Origin of the sequence: Bacillus sp. NPDC057893 (assembly GCF_042796455.1) — a bacterium.
Lineage (GTDB): Bacteria > Bacillota > Bacilli > Bacillales > Bacillaceae_G > Bacillus_A.
The window spans coordinates 130,316-146,855 of the sequence record NZ_JBHVNG010000003.1 but is presented as its reverse complement, the minus strand read 5'-3'; the positions used below and the strand labels follow the sequence as shown (position 1 = coordinate 146,855).

The window sequence follows — 16,540 nt, the reverse complement described above, 5'->3', positions numbered from 1 at the left end:
CGTACATTCGAGGCAAAAAGCGCCTCGGAATCAGGGGCTTAGGCGCCCTGCGATTCTGAACGAGCCGCTTCCGCTTTAAATGTATCCAGCTCCGGCGGCAAGCTCTTCGTGTCTAAGAACCTTCCGCATAAGAAGGCAAAAAGCGCCTTTTATGCGAAAGAACCTTAGCCAGTCAGAGCTGAACGAGCCGCCTCTGCTTTTAGTTATTAACGATTTGTAAAGATCTTATCGATTAAACCGTATTCTAGAGCTCTTTCTGCTGTCATGAAGTTGTCGCGGTCTGTGTCGCGTTGTAGAACTTCAAGTGGTTGACCTGTGCGGTCAGCAAGAATTTGGTTTAATTTTTCGCGTAAGAATAGGATGCGTTTTGCAGCGATTTCGATTTCAGTCGCTTGACCTTGTGCACCACCAAGTGGTTGGTGAATCATTACTTCACTGTTAGGAAGAGCGAAACGTTTTCCTTTTTCACCTGCTGCAAGTAAGAATGCACCCATAGATGCAGCCATACCGATACAGATTGTTGATACTTGTGGTTTAATAAACTGCATTGTATCGTAAATTGCCATACCAGCTGTGATAGAACCACCAGGGCTGTTGATATAGATGTGAATATCTTTTTCTGGATCTTGAGATTCCAAGAATAAAAGCTGGGAAACGATTGAGTTTGCTACGTTGTCATCAATTGCGCTACCAAGCATAATGATGCGGTCCTTTAATAGTCGAGAGTAAATATCGTAAGCGCGTTCTCCACGATTTGTTTGTTCAATTACTGTAGGAATTAAATTCATCTGTTATTTCCTCCTTTTAAAGCTTTCTTAGTTTATAATACAATTATGGTCAATAAAGGTCAAACGAAACCACTTTAAATCAAAAAAATATGTAGTTGTATCATGATTTATTCGCTATGTTTTTAAAATTCCCTGCTTATGTATCTTCAACATCATAACCGAATTACATAAATTTAAACGTGATTAAAGGTGTGGAAAAGGCAAAAGAACGCCTTTTTACTGAAGCGTTCTTTCGGTATTTATTCTTTTAAAAGATAGGTTACTTTATTTAAAATTGTTTCGACTTGTTTCGCGTTTTTACTATACATTTCGCTAGCTGATTTCGACTTTGTTTCTAAAGAAAATAGCTCAAGATCAGCATGACATTTTTTTAAAGATGCTAATAATAAAGGTTTGTTTTGAGGAGAAGGCATTTGGAGTTTATCATTATAAATGTCGATAGTAAGTTGTCCGTATGAGTCAACTTGACCGAGAAAGACATTTTCAATGACAACGCCGAGTTTTTCTAATTCTGAATGTAGCCAAGCTCGGTTATGCCCGCTTGATGACAGAGGTTCATCTAGTACATTTCCATCCATAATAACAGTTTGTGGTTCCTTCTCGTTTGGTACTTTTAAGCCTACGTCTTTTGCTGTAAGTGGTTGGCGATCTTTCTTTAATAATACATTTAATTCACCGCTCGGTTCTAGTACTGCAAATTCAACATCAGCTACGCTGAACGCATCTTTTCCTCGGAGTAGTTCAAGTAATTCGTCACTTGTATATTTTTCTTTCTTTAAGTTATCTTCGAGTATTTTTCCATCTTTTATTAATACGGTAGATTTCCCTTCAAAGAAGTCCCGAGCTGTTTTGTTCTTTAAGGAGAGGATTCCTGTGAAAAAAGGTACCACAGCGAAAATGAGTATCGCAAAGACGCCGTGGAAAAATTTTGAATCGAGCCCTGTAGATACTTGGGCAGCGATGTCACCGATTGTCATTCCGGCTATGTATTCAAAAAAGGAGAGCTGAGAGATTTGTCTTTTCCCTAACCATTTCGTAATAGCGAATAAAATGATTAATATGAATACAGAGCGAAGAATAACGAGTGTCCATTCGGGCAGGTGAGACATAGTCATTTCCTCCAGTCTACTTAAAACCCTTTATATTGAGGTTCTTCACGTTCTAATACTGAAATTCTATCCTTTAAATCAGCGATGACGCTGTCCATTTCTAACATACATTCATGAAATACGCGTTTTGATTCTTCGTCTTGTGAATTTAATGAAAGGGAGCTTAAACTTGCTTGAGCCCCTCTTACACTGGCAAGGCAAGTTTTTACGCTAGCGATAACAGTCATGTAAACACCTCTTATCCTTTCGGTTTAAATAGTAATGCTCCGATGAAGCCGAAAATAATTGCTGCTGATACACCTGCGCTCGTTACTTTAAACATACCAGTAATTACGCCGACGATTCCATGTTTTGCAGCTTCTTCCATCGCACCGTGAACGAGGGCATTTCCGAAACTTGTAATAGGTACAGTTGCCCCAGCTCCGGCGAAATCAATTAATGGTTCATACAAATTGAATCCGTCTAATATAGCTCCAGCAACAACGAGTGTTGCCATTGTATGAGCTGGTGTTAGCTTGCCGACATCAAACATAAGTTGTCCGATTACACATATAAGTCCACCGATTACAAAAGCCCAGAAAAAAATCATTGCGTTGCACCTCCAAATTCAATCGAAACGGCGTGGGCGATACACGGAATCGTTTCTTCTTGTTGGAATGTAAGTGGAGATAGTAAAGCGCCTGTCGCAACGACAAGTATTTTTTTGAATTCTCCTCTTTTCATTCGGTTTAATAAGTGACCGTATACGACTGTTGCAGAACATCCAGGACCACTTCCGCCAGCTATGACAGGTTGACCTTCTCTATAAATGATGATTCCGCAATCTTGGAATTGTTCGCTCTTTACTTTTGTACCGTGTTTATGTAGTAGGTCGTAAGCGATTTCGCGTCCTACATGTCCAAGGTCACCTGTTACGATTAAGTCGTAATAAGAGGCGTCGATTTGTCGTTCGCGTAAATGGGCTTCAATCGTATCGACAGCAGCTGGGGCCATCGCGCCGCCCATATTAAACGGATCTGTTAAACCCATGTCAACAACTCGCCCAATTGTGGCGGAAGTTACTCTTGGACCATTTCCTGTATCACTTAAAATTGCTGCACCTGCACCGGTTACTGTCCACTGGGCCGTAGGAGGTTTTTGACCACCATATTCAGTTGGATAACGAAATTGTTTTTCCACGGCAGCGTTATGGCTTGAAGCTCCGGTTAATAAATATTTTGCGCCTTTTGCATTTACGATACTTGCACCGAGTGCTAAACCTTCCATAGAAGTAGAGCAAGCACCAAATAATCCGAGATAAGGAGTGCCAAGTGTACGGCAAGCAAAGCTTGTAGGAGTAATTTGATTAATTAAATCTCCGGCGAGTACGAATTGAATATCATCTTTCCTAAGTCTGGCTTTTTCTGTAGCGCGGCTACAAGCCTCTTCAAACAAAATTTTATGTGCTTTTTCATAGGAATCTTGTCCGATCCATAAATCTTCATGCAGGGTATCAAAGTCTTCAGGGATCTTTCCATTTGCCTCAAATGGGCCGCCGACTACACCTGTTGAAATGATAACTGGTTTGTTTTCGAATACCCATGTTCGGTGTCCTTGTAGCATTTACAGCCCTCCCCATTGAAAGAGAATCGTTTTAATAAGAGCGATGACGAAAGCTGAAAATACGCCAAATAAGATGACCGATCCTGCTAGTTTAAACATGTTACCCCCAACGCCGAGAACGAATCCTTCTGTACGATGTTCAATACATGCAGCAATAACGGAGTTACCAAATCCAGTAACAGGTACTGCGGTACCAGCACCAGCAAATTGCCCAAGACGATCGTAGACGCCAAATCCAGTCAGTAGCATGGAGATAAAAATAAGAGTTGCAACGGTAGGATTCCCGGCAGAGCGTTCAGTGAAATCAAAATAGGTAATGTAAAAAGTGGAAATCAGTTGGCCTATTAGACAAATTAATCCCCCGACGAAAAAAGCTTTAATACAATTTTTTAAGACGGGACGCTTCGGTTCGCGCTGTTGTTCGAATTTTTTATATTCTTGTTGTACAGGTGTTAAGTTTTTATCTTTACTAGACATTTGAATCCTTCCTTCTCTTTTAGAAAGCTTAAATATTGGATCCCATTTCTGATTGAATGAGTTTTAATTGTTTTTTGATGCCATCTTTACTTACTTTCTTTTTCTTAATTTTGTTTTCAAGTTCTTCTATGAGCATAAAGATCTTTTTGTCTGTACTTACACGAATATCGAAAGTAGGGTTTTCATCACTTAGCTTCTTTTTTAATTTACTTCGTAAAGGTTTTAAACCAAATCTTTCGTGATGTTCAGGCTTGACGGCTATGTAAAGATCTAAATTTGTATTAACGGCGGTAGCTTCTATAATTCCCTCCATAGCGAGAGCTTTTTTCTTAGCTTCTTGCGATATAGATTGATTAAAGGATTCTGTACTCATTTTTGTTAACTTAGGGCCCTTGTCTTCTTCCGTTCGTTTTGTTTCTTCTTTTTTTACCTTTTTATCTAACGGGCTATTATCACATCCGGTAAGTGAACCGAATAGGAGCATAAATAACGCGGTTATGATTCCAAGTTTTCGCATTATAATCATTCCATTTCTATTGCATTATGTAATGTGAGAGAAAAAGGATGATTGCATATCACCCTTTTTCTCAAATTGTGTACCATTAGATGAAATGGTACTTTCGGTTATTGCTGTGTGTATTGTGGTTCTTCTTGCTGGACTTCTTCAACACGTGGATTTAAAGAATCAATAATTGTTTGTGTTTGCTGCGCAGCTGTTTGGAAAAGTTGCTTTGCTTGTTGGTTATCCGTATCAAGAGCGAATCCCTCTAAGCTAGCTTGTGCACTTTTTAATCCTGAAACAGTTTGCTTAAGTTTTGTAATTACAGTCATTGAATGAAGCCCCCTTTGGAATATCAATTCAAAGATTATAATTTGTGAGTTGAGGTGAATTTATGATTGGAAAATTTAGGTGTGCTACATGTGTAGGTTACAATTTTGTAATGAATATATAAGAATAAGCGATAGTGGAAAAAACCTTTTTCTCCTAGAATAAAGAACGCAAAGCAAGTTAAAAGGATATGTTAAGGAGAGAAAAATGAAGAAATTATTATTAGGTTTAATTGGAATTTTTATATTAGTTATTGGTGTAGCAAGCTTTTCTCATAATGAGGTGACTGATAGATATAATCCGCTTGTGAAAGAAGACTTTGTATATGTAAAAGCGAAAGAGTCTGGCCGACTATCCACAGTTGGAGAGGTAGCTGGAGACTATAAACTTACTGGTTATTACGCTTCGGGTGAAGGAAGAGATGTTAAGTTTTATGCGCCGCGTGGACTTAGAGAAGGAGCAGCGGAAAGAGATCTATACAAAGAGCCGTTGAAGGTCGATAAGAATAAAGAAACGATCTTTAATGCGAAAATGAAAGAGTTAAAAGGTCGCGTATTATTCGCAGCCAACCCGACACGAGCGGCAGAATTCTTAGAACAAATGGTACAAGCTGCGGATCATCCGACGTTAGCGCGATCCATTCAAGACGAGTTCTTTACTTTAGGACAAGCGGTATTACAAAGCGCAGGCGGCAGCGTAGAAGCGTCACACAAGGTTCGCCAATCGCTAGTAAATACGCATAATAAATTAGTTCGTGCTACTCAGGTCGAAGGAGCGGGCGAAGCATTCGAAGTATTACAAACGATCGAATCTATCGAAAATGGTGCATTCGTAAATACTGCGAAGTTTGAGGCGGCGTTTGGTGAGTTCTCAAAGAATCTAGTCGAATACGCGAACGACACGGAAACATATAAGAACGTGCATCGCGATCGCATTCTACAAGTACAGACGGAACATGCGGACATGACGGGCGCACTTATCCAATAAGAGGATGCGGAAGATCGGGGCGGCGAGGTCTACGGGCTTCGCTACGCCTCGTTATAAAATGACAAAAAGGAGATGGCGAAGAAATGGCACATACCACATCATGGAGAAAAGAAAGCGGGTACGATAACGAGACGAAAATTAAACAGGAAAATCCGAACGTCGTTACTAGGAGAATGTGCGAGATTGACGCATCTAGGACGAGAGGGCAACTTGCTCGTAATTTATCGGAGCTGATCGGCGAGGCTCGCAGCAAGTACGGAAACAACTTTATTTTAGTTAACGAAGGCAGCGAAGATGATCCGAATTGGAAGATCGTACACCAACTGGTGGCAAAGGGATCGGCAGGAATAAAGGAGGAAGATATATTTGATCGTTGGCTATAGGTCGGCGAAACTCTTTTGAGCGGTCAAATGATCGCTACTATAACGAAAAGGATGCGATAAGATGGCGAAGATCAGCGCGAAGGAAAGGGCAGCAGCGACAAAAGAGACAACGCAGTCACGATCGGGCATGGTAATGTCTAGGCATAGTCAGCCCACGGGAAATGCGGAAATGAAGAAGGCGGCGCCGATCGTAATCCACGGCAGGGCGATGGCACGAAACATCGTAGGATAATGGCGAAGTGGCAGCGAAGTCTAGAGCGATCAAGGGGTCGATAAGCTAGCGGAAATGGGCGGGGAAATATCCCGCCTTTCTTTCGTTTTATAGGCTATATGCAAAAAGCGAGATACCGAGAATGACGGCACTCTATATATCTTAGGCGACGAAAATGTCAAGGAAGAAGAAGTCGTTAAGGCGTTAGCTAAAACGAAATAATCGAAAATGATCGGCTAGGGCTTCGGCTCTAGTCGCTTTTTTTATGCGTAAACGATATAGATTGGTAACGAATGGAATCGCATCGCATCGCATCATTTAGCGTAACTGGCGTCGGATCATTCACATTCAAAGAAAATAATGTTTCTAATGCGATTGGGCAGCCGTTATCGGAACCTATCCTCGACAGTGTGTTACAATTAATCGAAGCGGAAAGCGAGGATCTCCAATTGACTGGACGTGTGATTGGTTGGACAGTTTAAGAAGGTTGTATAAAAAAGGGAGATGGCGCAAAGATGGCGAAAGCAAAAGAGAGTGATTTAACGGAGAAATTGGCAGAAGGTCAACGAAAATATGGTGACGGCAACTTTACAATACAGAACATCGGTGATGAAACTAACCCAAATTGGACTGTCGTAAAAAATGTGAGGAAGGGATCAGCAGGCATTCGTGAAGAGGAAGATATATTAAGACTGCGATCAAAATATATAAAATAGTGCGGAAATGGGCGGGAATCACTTCGCCTGTCTTTCTTTTTGTAGACTATATGCGGAAAGTGCGATGCCGAGAGGCGCAATTCCAGTCGATTAAATTTAATGTGATGAACAGGTGCGCCTATATGCGTTCTATTGCGATTTAATTAGATTAAGAGGGGGAACGAAAGAAGGAAAACTGCGTGCTAAAGCTAGTGTAGACGAGATTTTTATGCTTGCGCATTAGGTTAGCGTCAGGATATAATATCCATATGTAAAGAAGCGAACGTCTACGTGTTGGTGTTCGTATCCTACGTTTAACTTTCGGTAAGAACAAATCGGAAGAAGACGGAGGCAAACCGTTGATATTATCGTAATAATCATGCGCCCATAGCTCAGTCGGATAGAGCGGTGGTTTCCGGTACCACGTCTGCCGGGGGTTCGAATCCCTCTGGGCGCGTCAAAAAGTCCTAACTTACGTTTTGTAGGTTAGGACTTTTTTATTTCCCTCTTGTTATATCTAGTTATAAGATTTACTATTAGTATGTGGTAATAACTTTTGCGCGTTATTATTTTCTTTCAATATTATTCAAATTTCGGTTGTAAGTTGTAAATCTCATTAATACATATAAATTAATAATATTTTGGAATGGGTGTCTGCGTGAGGATTCTCCTTTTACCAAACTTATTGTACAATAGAAACAAGGGGGAGATTAGTTTGAAGGCAAGTCTTTTACAAGAACAAAGCTTACGTTTGGCAATGACACAAGAGTTAAGGCAAGCGATTACAATGCTCCAGTATAATGTACAAGAATTATCGGAGTTTTTATATGAGCAATCGTTAGAGAATCCCCTTATTGAGTTAGGTGGTTTCGAGAGGGAGAAGAAAAAGAGCTCTAACACAAGTAAAAGTACCGGCAAACAAGTCGAGAATCAAATGGAAATCTACAGTGTGGATTCTACAACGATTCAGCAACATTTATTAAATCAACTACAGTATTATAAAATAGATGAAGAAGAGCGAAAAGCAGCTTCTTTCATTATTATGAACATGGATGGAAATGGCTATTTACAAGAAACAAATGAAGAGTTATCAGAGCTTCTTTCTGCGCCAATCGATGTAGTGGACCGTTCCGTGGAGCTTGTTCAATCGTTAGAGCCAGCAGGGGTAGGTGCGCGTAATATTCAGGAATGTCTATCAATTCAATTGAAGCGCTTACAAAGAAGAAATGGTTTAGCGGAAGAAACTATAGATGATCATTTTAATTATTTCGTTAAGAAAGATTGGCGAAAGCTCGTTCAGGTGTTGAAGTGTACCAACGAGGAATTACAGGATGCGGTGAACTGTATTACATCATTACAGCCGAAACCAGGTCTTGCATTTTCTTCTGATAAACCACTTTATATCGTGCCTGATATGGCGGTGAAAAAAGATGGTGATCATCTCGTTTTACAGATGAATGAGAGAAATATGCCAAGAATTGAAATTCACTCTGAGTATAGTGCGTTACTAAATAATAGTGAAAGTGAAGTGGCTTCTTACGTATCGGAGAAGTATCAGCATGTGCAATGGATTATGCGCAGTTTGAAACAGAGAAAACAAACACTCTTACAAGTGATGAATATTATTATGGAAAAACAGCATGATTTCTTCTGGAAAGGTCCAGAGTATTTAAAACCACTTGCTTTAAAAGAGGTGGCGGAAGAGTTAGGTGTGCATGAGTCTACAATTAGTCGTGCAACGCGTAATAAATATGTGCAAACGCCGCATGGTTTATTTGAGATGAAATCGTTCTTTAGTAATTCTATTTCTACGACGGAAGATGAGGCGGTTTCTACAAAGCGTGTGAAACAATTCATTCAAACGCTTGTTGGAGCAGAAAATAAGAAAAAGCCACTTTCGGATCAAAAGATTTCAAAATTATTAGAAGAAGAGCATGAAATCGTTATTTCTCGCAGAACGGTTGCGAAATATAGAGAACAAATGCATATTCCTGCTTCGTCTCTAAGAAAAACAATTGGATAGGTGAAGAAGATGAAGGTTGTACTATATACAAAAAAAGATTGTGGTCTTTGCGTGAAGGCGAAACAAATTTTAAAGGAAGTACAATGTGAATATTCTTTTCAAATTGAGGAAATAGATATATATGAAGATAATGACCTTTTAGAGAAATACCATCTAATGATTCCTGTTGTAGAAATAGGCGGAAGACAAGTAGAATATGGTAACATTCACAAAGGTGTCATAATAAACTATATAAACAATGCAGTTAAGAGTTGAATAAGTTTCTATCTCCTGTTACAATAATACACGTAGCAGGGATTATTTTTTTAACCTAAGTGGGACACAAAATGTCACTACGGGACACAAAGTGACCACGAAGGAAAATGAACCGATGTAGTGAGGAGAAAAGATATGCGCTCATGGATTCAGAACACAAAAAAATTATTACCTGATCTGCTACCTGTTATGCAAACGAGAATGCAAGTGCTTCAGTACATTAGGCTTATGCAGCCGATTGGAAGAAGAAACTTATCTGCAAGTCTCGGTATGACAGAACGAGTATTGCGAAGTGAAGTTCAAGTTTTGAAAGAACAAAACTTAGTTCACGTCGCTTCTTCTGGAATGACTTTGACAGAAGAAGGAACAGCTTTAGTTCTTGCTTTGGAAGACTTTATGAAAGAAATTTCCGGGTTAAAGGTTTTAGAAAAACAACTTAAGGAAACATTAGACTTGGATGAAGTTTTCGTTGTCCCTGGTGATAGTGATGAATCACCTTGGGTCAAACTGGAGATGGGCCGTGCTTGTGTGACTTGTATAAAAGACCGTCTGACAGTGAATAATATCGTTGCTGTGGCTGGAGGAACTACGCTAGCTGCTGCTGCGGACATGATGCAACTTGATTGCAAAGATTTACATATGCTATTTGTCCCAGCACGTGGTGGAATTGGAGAAGGTGTCGAGTTAGAAGCCAATACCATTTGCGCCAAAATGGCACAAAATACGATGAGTAATTATCGCTTATTGTATGTTCCAGATCACGTTAGTAGCGAAGCATATGCGTCTATTGTAATAGAGCCCTCCGTGAAAGAAGTTCTTGAGTTGATTCGATCTTCCAATATCGTCATTCATGGAATTGGTGATGCGTTAACAATGGCACGTCGCAGAAATACTTCAGAAGCAGATTGGTTAAAGATTCAGGCAAGCGAAGCAGTTGGCGAAGCTTTCGGTTACTACTTTAATGAACAAGGAAATGTTGTTCATAAAGTAAGAACAGTTGGTATGCAACTTGAAGATTTACAACATGTATCTCACGTTGTCGCAGTCGCTGGAGGTTCTTCAAAAGCAAAAGCAATACAGGCTGTAATAAAGCAAGGGCACACTTCAATTCTAATTACAGATGAAGGTGCAGCAAAACAATTAACAAAGGGTAATACCCTTTAATATAATCCCCCAAGGAGGAAATTTAAATGACTAAAATTGGTATTAATGGATTTGGACGTATCGGACGTAACGTATTCCGCGCAGCTCTTAACAACTCTGAGGTAGAAGTAGTAGCAATCAACGACTTAACAGATGCTAAAACATTAGCTCACCTTTTAAAATATGATACAGTTCACGGAACTTTAAATGCAGAAGTATCTGCTAACGAAAACAGCATCATTGTTAACGGTAAAGAAATTAAAGTTATCGCTGAGCGTGACCCAGCTCAATTACCATGGAACGACTACGGAGTAGAAGTAGTAGTAGAATCTACTGGCCGTTTCACTAAAAAATCAGACGCTGAGAAACACTTAGGTGGATCAGTTAAGAAAGTTATCATCTCAGCTCCAGCTTCTGACGAAGATATCACTGTAGTTATGGGTGTTAACCACGAAGAATACGATGCAGCTAACCACAACGTAGTATCTAATGCTTCTTGTACTACAAACTGTCTAGCTCCATTCGCTAAAGTATTAAACGAAAAATTCGGCGTAAAACGCGGAATGATGACAACAATTCACTCTTACACTAACGACCAACAAATCTTAGACTTACCACACAAAGATTTACGTCGTGCTCGTGCAGCAGCTGAAAACATGATCCCAACATCTACTGGTGCTGCTAAAGCTGTAGCATTAGTATTACCAGAACTTAAAGGTAAATTAAACGGCGGCGCTGTACGTGTTCCAACTGCTAACGTTTCTCTTGTTGACTTAGTTGTTGAACTTGACAAAGAAGTAACAGTTGAAGATGTAAACGCAGCATTCAAAGCAGCTTCTGAAGGCGAATTAAAAGGTATCCTTGGATACAGCGAAGAGCCATTAGTATCTATCGACTATAACGGATGTACAGCTTCTTCTACAATCGATGCATTATCTACAATGGTAATGGAAGGTAACATGGTTAAAGTACTTTCTTGGTACGATAACGAAACTGGTTACTCTAACCGCGTAGTAGACCTAGCTGCATACATGACTTCTAAAGGTCTTTAATTCTTAAGTATATAAGCAATCAATGACAAAACGAGGGAGAGGGTTTGTTCCCTCTCTCTCTTCTTTCGTTTTAGAAGCAAATGTGATAAGCTTTTGAATGGGTTTTGTCAATCCTAACTAGTAGTCGGAGGGAAATCCAATGAACAAAAAATCAATTCGTGACGTAGATTTAAAAGGTAAGCGTGTATTTTGCCGCGTTGATTTCAACGTACCTATGAAAGAAGGCAAAATTACAGATGAAACTCGTATCCGTGCAGCTCTTCCTACAATTCAATATTTAGTAGAGCAAGGTGCGAAAGTAATTTTAGCAAGTCATTTAGGCCGTCCAAAAGGTCAAGCAGTAGAAGAATTACGTCTTACTCCAGTAGCAGCACGTTTAGGCGAGCTTCTTGGTAAAGATGTTAAAAAAGCGGACGAAGCATTCGGACCAGTTGCACAAGAAATGGTTGCAGCAATGAACGAAGGCGACGTAGTAGTTCTTGAAAACGTACGTTTCTATGCGGGCGAAGAAAAGAACGATGCAGAACTTGCGAAAGAATTTGCAGCTCTTGCTGATATCTTCGTAAACGATGCATTCGGTGCAGCTCACCGTGCTCATGCTTCTACAGCAGGTATCGCAGACTACCTACCAGCAGTATCTGGATTATTAATGGAAAAAGAGTTAGATGTATTAGGTAAAGCACTTTCTAACCCAGAACGTCCATTCACAGCTATCATCGGTGGTGCGAAAGTAAAAGATAAAATCGGTGTAATTCGTCATCTATTAGACAAAGTAGATAACTTAATCATCGGTGGCGGACTTGCTTACACATTCGTTAAAGCTTTAGGTCATGAAATTGGTCTATCTCTATGTGAAAACGACAAAATTGAACTAGCTAAAGAATTTATGCAACTTGCAAAAGAAAAAGGCGTAAACTTCTATATGCCAGTTGATGTTGTCATCACAGAGGAATTCTCTGAAACTGCAACAACTCAAATCGTTGGTATCGACTCTATCCCTTCTACATGGGAAGGCGTGGACATCGGTCCTAAAACACGTGAAATTTATGCAGATGTAATTAAAAACTCTAAGCTTGTTGTATGGAATGGACCAATGGGTGTATTCGAAATGACTCCATTCGCAGAAGGTACAAAAGCAGTAGGGCAAGCATTAGCAGATGCAGAAGATACATACTCTGTTATCGGCGGTGGTGACTCTGCAGCAGCTGTTGAAAAATTCGGTATGGCTGATAAAATGAGCCACATTTCTACTGGCGGCGGTGCGTCATTAGAATTCATGGAAGGCAAAGAGCTTCCAGGTGTAGTTTGTCTTAACGACAAATAAGTAGCAGCCAAAGAAAAAGGACGGTGCAAAGCATGCGTAAACCAATTATCGCAGGTAACTGGAAAATGAATAAAACTCTATCTGAAGCAGTTAGCTTCGTAGAGGAAGTTAAAGGTCAAATCCCAGCAGCTTCAGCTGTTGATGCAGTAGTTTGCTCTCCAGCTCTATTCCTAGAGCGTCTTGTAGCAAAGGCTGAAGGAACTGACTTACAAGTAGGTGCACAAAACATGCACTTCGAAAAAAATGGTGCGTTCACTGGCGAAATTAGCCCAGTAGCACTTAGCGACTTAAAAGTAGGCTACGTAGTACTTGGCCACTCTGAGCGTCGTGAAATGTTTGCTGAAACAGACGAATCAGTAAACAAAAAGACTCTTGCAGCATTTGAACATGGTTTAACACCAATCGTTTGTTGTGGTGAGACTTTAGAAGAGCGCGAAAGCGGAAAAACATTTGATCTAGTAGCAGGTCAAGTGACAAAAGCACTTGCAGGTTTAACAGAAGAGCAAGTTAAAGTAACTGTTATCGCTTATGAGCCAATCTGGGCTATCGGTACAGGTAAATCTTCTTCTTCTGCAGATGCAAATGAAGTATGTGCGCACATCCGTAAAGTTGTTGCAGAAGCAGTTTCTCCAGAAGCTGCAGAAGCTGTTCGTATTCAATACGGCGGTAGCGTAAAACCAGAAAACATTAAAGAGTATATGGCACAATCTGACATCGACGGCGCTTTAGTTGGCGGTGCTAGCTTAGAGCCTGCTTCGTTCTTAGGTCTTCTGGGGGCGGTAAAATGAGAAAGCCAACAGCTTTAATCATTCTTGATGGTTTCGGACTACGTGAAGAAACTTACGGGAATGCTGTAGCACAAGCTAAGAAACCTAATTTTGATGGTTACTGGAACAAATTCCCTCACGCAACGCTTACAGCTTGTGGTGAGGAAGTAGGTCTTCCAGCAGGTCAAATGGGTAACTCAGAGGTTGGTCACTTAAATATCGGTGCTGGCCGCATCGTATATCAAAGCTTAACACGCGTAAACGTTGCAATTCGTGAAGGTGAGTTCGATCAGAACGAAACTTTCCAAAATGCAATTAAAAGCGTGAAAGAAAAAGGTACTGCTCTTCATTTATTCGGTTTACTTTCTGATGGTGGTGTGCATAGTCACATGAACCATATGTTTGCTCTTCTTCGCTTAGCAGCAAAAGAAGGCGTGGAGAAAGTATATATCCATGCATTCTTAGATGGCCGCGATGTTGGACCACAAACAGCAAAAGGCTATATCGATGCAACAAATGAAGTAATTAAAGAAACAGGAGTAGGACAATTCGCGACTATCTCTGGTCGTTATTACTCCATGGACCGTGACAAGCGTTGGGATCGCGTAGAAAAATGTTACCGTGCTATGGTGAATGGTGAAGGCCCTACTTATAAATCAGCAGAAGAGTGTGTAGAAGACTCTTATGCAAATGGTATTCATGATGAATTCGTATTGCCGTCTGTAATTGTTAACGAAGATGACACGCCAGTTGCAACAATCAATAATGATGATGCAGTTATCTTCTATAACTTCCGTCCAGACCGTGCAATTCAAATTGCTCGTGTATTTACAAACGAAGACTTCCGTGAGTTCGATCGTGGTGAAAAAGTACCTCACATTCCTGAATTCGTTTGTATGACACATTTCAGTGAAACTGTAGATGGTTACGTGGCATTCAAGCCAATGAACCTTGATAACACATTAGGTGAAGTTGTTGCGCAAGCGGGATTAAAGCAACTTCGCATCGCGGAAACTGAAAAGTATCCGCACGTTACATTCTTCTTTAGCGGTGGTCGTGAGGCTGAATTCCCAGGAGAAGAGCGTATTTTAATTAACTCACCGAAGGTTGCAACGTATGACTTGAAACCTGAAATGAGCATTTATGAAGTAACGGACGCTTTAGTAAATGACATCGAAAATGATAAACATGATGTTATCATTCTTAACTTTGCAAACTGTGATATGGTTGGCCATTCTGGGATGATGGAACCAACAATTAAAGCAGTAGAAGCAACTGACGAATGTTTAGGAAAAGTTGTAGAAGCGATTCTTGCAAAAGATGGTGTAGCACTTATTACTGCTGACCATGGTAATGCCGATCAGGAGTTAACTGCTGAAGGCGGTCCTATGACAGCTCATACAACTAACCCGGTTCCTTTCATCGTTACAAAAAATGATGTAGAGCTTCGTGAAGGTGGTATTTTAGGAGATATCGCTCCAACAATGCTTACACTTTTAAATGTGGAACAACCGAAAGAAATGACAGGTAAAACAATTATTAAATAATTTGCTTATATAAAAAGGAGAGAATTTATTATGTCAACAATTATTGATGTTTATGCTCGCGAAGTCCTTGACTCTCGTGGTAACCCAACTGTAGAAGTAGAAGTTTACACAGAAAGCGGCGCATTCGGACGCGCTATCGTACCAAGTGGTGCATCTACTGGTGAGCACGAAGCAGTAGAATTACGTGACGGTGACAAATCTCGTTACCTTGGTAAAGGTGTTATGAACGCAGTAAACAACGTTAACGAAGCAATCGCTCCAGAAATCGTTGGTTTCGACGTAACTGATCAAGCTGGTATTGACCGTGCTATGATCGAATTAGATGGCACTCCAAACAAAGGTAAACTAGGCGCTAACGCTATTCTTGGTGTATCTATGGCAGTAGCTCACGCAGCAGCTGACTTCGTAGGTCTTCCATTATACCGTTACCTTGGTGGATTCAATGCAAAACAATTACCAACTCCAATGATGAACATCATCAACGGTGGTTCTCACGCTGATAACAACGTTGATTTCCAAGAGTTCATGATCTTACCAGTTGGTGCTCCAACATTCAAAGAATCAATCCGTATGGGTGCTGAAGTATTCCATGCACTTAAAGCTGTATTACATGACAAAGGTCTTAACACTGCAGTAGGTGACGAAGGTGGATTCGCTCCAAACCTTGGTTCTAACCGTGAAGCATTAGAAGTAATCATCGAAGCTATCGAAAAAGCTGGTTACAAAGCTGGCGAGAACGTATTCTTAGGAATGGACGTTGCTTCTTCTGAGTTCTACAACAAAGAAACTGGTAAATATGACCTTGCAGGCGAAGGCCGTACTGGCTTAACTTCTGCAGAAATGGTTGATTTCTACGAAGAGCTTTGCAAAGACTTCCCAATCATCTCTATTGAAGATGGTTTAGACGAAAACGACTGGGATGGTCACAAATTATTAACTGAGCGTATCGGTGATAAAGTACAATTAGTTGGTGACGATTTATTCGTAACTAACACTCAAAAACTTGCTGAAGGTATCGAAAAAGGTATCTCTAACTCAATCTTAATTAAAGTTAACCAAATCGGTACTTTAACTGAGACTTTCGAAGCAATCGAAATGGCTAAACGTGCTGGTTACACAGCAGTTGTATCTCACCGTTCTGGTGAAACTGAAGATGCTACAATCGCTGACATCGCAGTTGCAACTAACGCTGGCCAAATCAAAACTGGTTCTATGAGCCGTACTGACCGTATTGCTAAGTACAACCAATTATTACGTATCGAAGACGAGCTAGGCGAAATCGCTGTTTACGCTGGTTTACAATCTTTCTACAATATCAAACGATAATTGTAGAAAATAACGACAGACC

The 16,540-nt window shown here is 40.4% G+C and carries 19 protein-coding genes, 1 tRNA gene and 1 pseudogene; 13 read left to right on the top strand and 8 right to left on the bottom strand.

Features of this window, described 5'->3' with window-relative positions:
* Positions 1 to 206 precede the first annotated feature (206 nt).
* The 8 genes from clpP to ACFVQC_RS16610 all read right to left on the bottom strand — a co-directional run bounded on the left by clpP (position 207) and on the right by ACFVQC_RS16610 (position 4,807).
* On the bottom strand, positions 207 to 788 hold the full coding sequence (gene clpP / locus ACFVQC_RS16645; RefSeq protein ID WP_001049156.1) for an ATP-dependent Clp endopeptidase proteolytic subunit ClpP: 582 nt from the start codon (positions 786 to 788) through the stop codon (positions 207 to 209).
* A 239-nt stretch (positions 789 to 1,027) separates the two neighbouring features.
* Positions 1,028 to 1,897 (bottom strand): DUF421 domain-containing protein, encoded by an 870-nt coding sequence (locus tag ACFVQC_RS16640; protein ID WP_002144904.1) that lies wholly within the window; start codon positions 1,895 to 1,897, stop codon positions 1,028 to 1,030.
* A gap of 20 nt (positions 1,898 to 1,917) precedes the next feature.
* A complete protein-coding gene (locus tag ACFVQC_RS16635; RefSeq protein ID WP_000215909.1) occupies positions 1,918 to 2,124 on the bottom strand; it encodes a DUF1657 domain-containing protein in 207 nt (68 codons plus the stop codon).
* Positions 2,125 to 2,135: 11 nt separating this feature from the next.
* The gene (gene spoVAE, locus ACFVQC_RS16630) at positions 2,136 to 2,486 is read right to left on the bottom strand and encodes a stage V sporulation protein AE (protein WP_000575919.1); all 351 of its coding nucleotides are present in this window, start codon (positions 2,484 to 2,486) and stop codon (positions 2,136 to 2,138) included.
* Positions 2,483 to 3,499 (bottom strand): stage V sporulation protein AD, encoded by a 1,017-nt coding sequence (gene spoVAD, locus ACFVQC_RS16625; RefSeq protein ID WP_377898721.1) that lies wholly within the window; start codon positions 3,497 to 3,499, stop codon positions 2,483 to 2,485. Before spoVAD ends, spoVAE begins: the two co-directional genes overlap by 4 nt.
* A complete protein-coding gene (spoVAC, locus tag ACFVQC_RS16620) occupies positions 3,500 to 3,976 on the bottom strand; it encodes a stage V sporulation protein AC (protein ID WP_002034730.1) in 477 nt (158 codons plus the stop codon).
* Positions 3,977 to 4,004: 28 nt separating this feature from the next.
* Positions 4,005 to 4,493 carry a YhcN/YlaJ family sporulation lipoprotein gene (locus ACFVQC_RS16615; protein WP_377898720.1) on the bottom strand — a complete coding sequence of 163 codons (489 nt, stop codon included), beginning with the start codon at positions 4,491 to 4,493 and terminating at the stop codon, positions 4,005 to 4,007.
* Between the two features lie 107 nt (positions 4,494 to 4,600).
* Positions 4,601 to 4,807 carry a DUF1657 domain-containing protein gene (locus ACFVQC_RS16610; protein WP_000216167.1) on the bottom strand — a complete coding sequence of 69 codons (207 nt, stop codon included), beginning with the start codon at positions 4,805 to 4,807 and terminating at the stop codon, positions 4,601 to 4,603.
* Positions 4,808 to 5,012: 205 nt separating this feature from the next.
* Here ACFVQC_RS16610 and ACFVQC_RS16605 point away from each other — a divergent pair, with 205 nt between their 5' ends.
* The 13 genes and pseudogenes from ACFVQC_RS16605 to eno all read left to right on the top strand — a co-directional run bounded on the left by ACFVQC_RS16605 (position 5,013) and on the right by eno (position 16,518).
* A complete protein-coding gene (locus ACFVQC_RS16605) occupies positions 5,013 to 5,792 on the top strand; it encodes a YxeA family protein (RefSeq protein WP_377898719.1) in 780 nt (259 codons plus the stop codon).
* A gap of 83 nt (positions 5,793 to 5,875) precedes the next feature.
* Entirely contained in the window at positions 5,876 to 6,175 is a 300-nt protein-coding gene (locus ACFVQC_RS16600; protein ID WP_016096555.1) for a hypothetical protein, read from the top strand.
* Positions 6,176 to 6,688: 513 nt separating this feature from the next.
* Positions 6,689 to 6,868 (top strand): annotated as a pseudogene (locus ACFVQC_RS16595) (hypothetical protein); the annotation flags it as partial.
* A gap of 33 nt (positions 6,869 to 6,901) precedes the next feature.
* The gene (locus ACFVQC_RS16590) at positions 6,902 to 7,102 is read left to right on the top strand and encodes a hypothetical protein (RefSeq protein WP_001029589.1); all 201 of its coding nucleotides are present in this window, start codon (positions 6,902 to 6,904) and stop codon (positions 7,100 to 7,102) included.
* 360 nt (positions 7,103 to 7,462) lie between these two features.
* Positions 7,463 to 7,538: transfer RNA gene (locus ACFVQC_RS16585), tRNA-Arg, on the top strand.
* 258 nt (positions 7,539 to 7,796) lie between these two features.
* A complete protein-coding gene (gene rpoN / locus ACFVQC_RS16580; protein ID WP_377898718.1) occupies positions 7,797 to 9,104 on the top strand; it encodes an RNA polymerase factor sigma-54 in 1,308 nt (435 codons plus the stop codon).
* 9 nt (positions 9,105 to 9,113) lie between these two features.
* Positions 9,114 to 9,359: a glutaredoxin family protein gene (locus ACFVQC_RS16575; RefSeq protein WP_002144911.1), complete on the top strand. Its 246-nt coding sequence runs from the start codon at positions 9,114 to 9,116 to the stop codon at positions 9,357 to 9,359.
* 135 nt (positions 9,360 to 9,494) lie between these two features.
* On the top strand, positions 9,495 to 10,523 hold the full coding sequence (gene cggR, locus ACFVQC_RS16570; protein ID WP_215554690.1) for a sugar-binding transcriptional regulator: 1,029 nt from the start codon (positions 9,495 to 9,497) through the stop codon (positions 10,521 to 10,523).
* A 26-nt stretch (positions 10,524 to 10,549) separates the two neighbouring features.
* A complete protein-coding gene (gene gap, locus ACFVQC_RS16565) occupies positions 10,550 to 11,554 on the top strand; it encodes a type I glyceraldehyde-3-phosphate dehydrogenase (RefSeq protein WP_377889845.1) in 1,005 nt (334 codons plus the stop codon).
* A gap of 139 nt (positions 11,555 to 11,693) precedes the next feature.
* Positions 11,694 to 12,878, top strand: a complete 1,185-nt coding sequence (locus ACFVQC_RS16560; RefSeq protein ID WP_002112800.1) for a phosphoglycerate kinase — start codon at positions 11,694 to 11,696, stop codon at positions 12,876 to 12,878.
* 32 nt (positions 12,879 to 12,910) lie between these two features.
* A complete protein-coding gene (tpiA, locus tag ACFVQC_RS16555; RefSeq protein ID WP_002016069.1) occupies positions 12,911 to 13,666 on the top strand; it encodes a triose-phosphate isomerase in 756 nt (251 codons plus the stop codon).
* On the top strand, positions 13,663 to 15,192 hold the full coding sequence (gpmI, locus tag ACFVQC_RS16550) for a 2,3-bisphosphoglycerate-independent phosphoglycerate mutase (RefSeq protein ID WP_377898717.1): 1,530 nt from the start codon (positions 13,663 to 13,665) through the stop codon (positions 15,190 to 15,192). Before tpiA ends, gpmI begins: the two co-directional genes overlap by 4 nt.
* 30 nt (positions 15,193 to 15,222) lie before the next feature.
* Complete coding sequence (gene eno / locus ACFVQC_RS16545; protein WP_002112796.1) at positions 15,223 to 16,518, top strand: phosphopyruvate hydratase; 1,296 nt, start codon at positions 15,223 to 15,225, stop codon at positions 16,516 to 16,518.
* Positions 16,519 to 16,540: the final 22 nt, after the last annotated feature.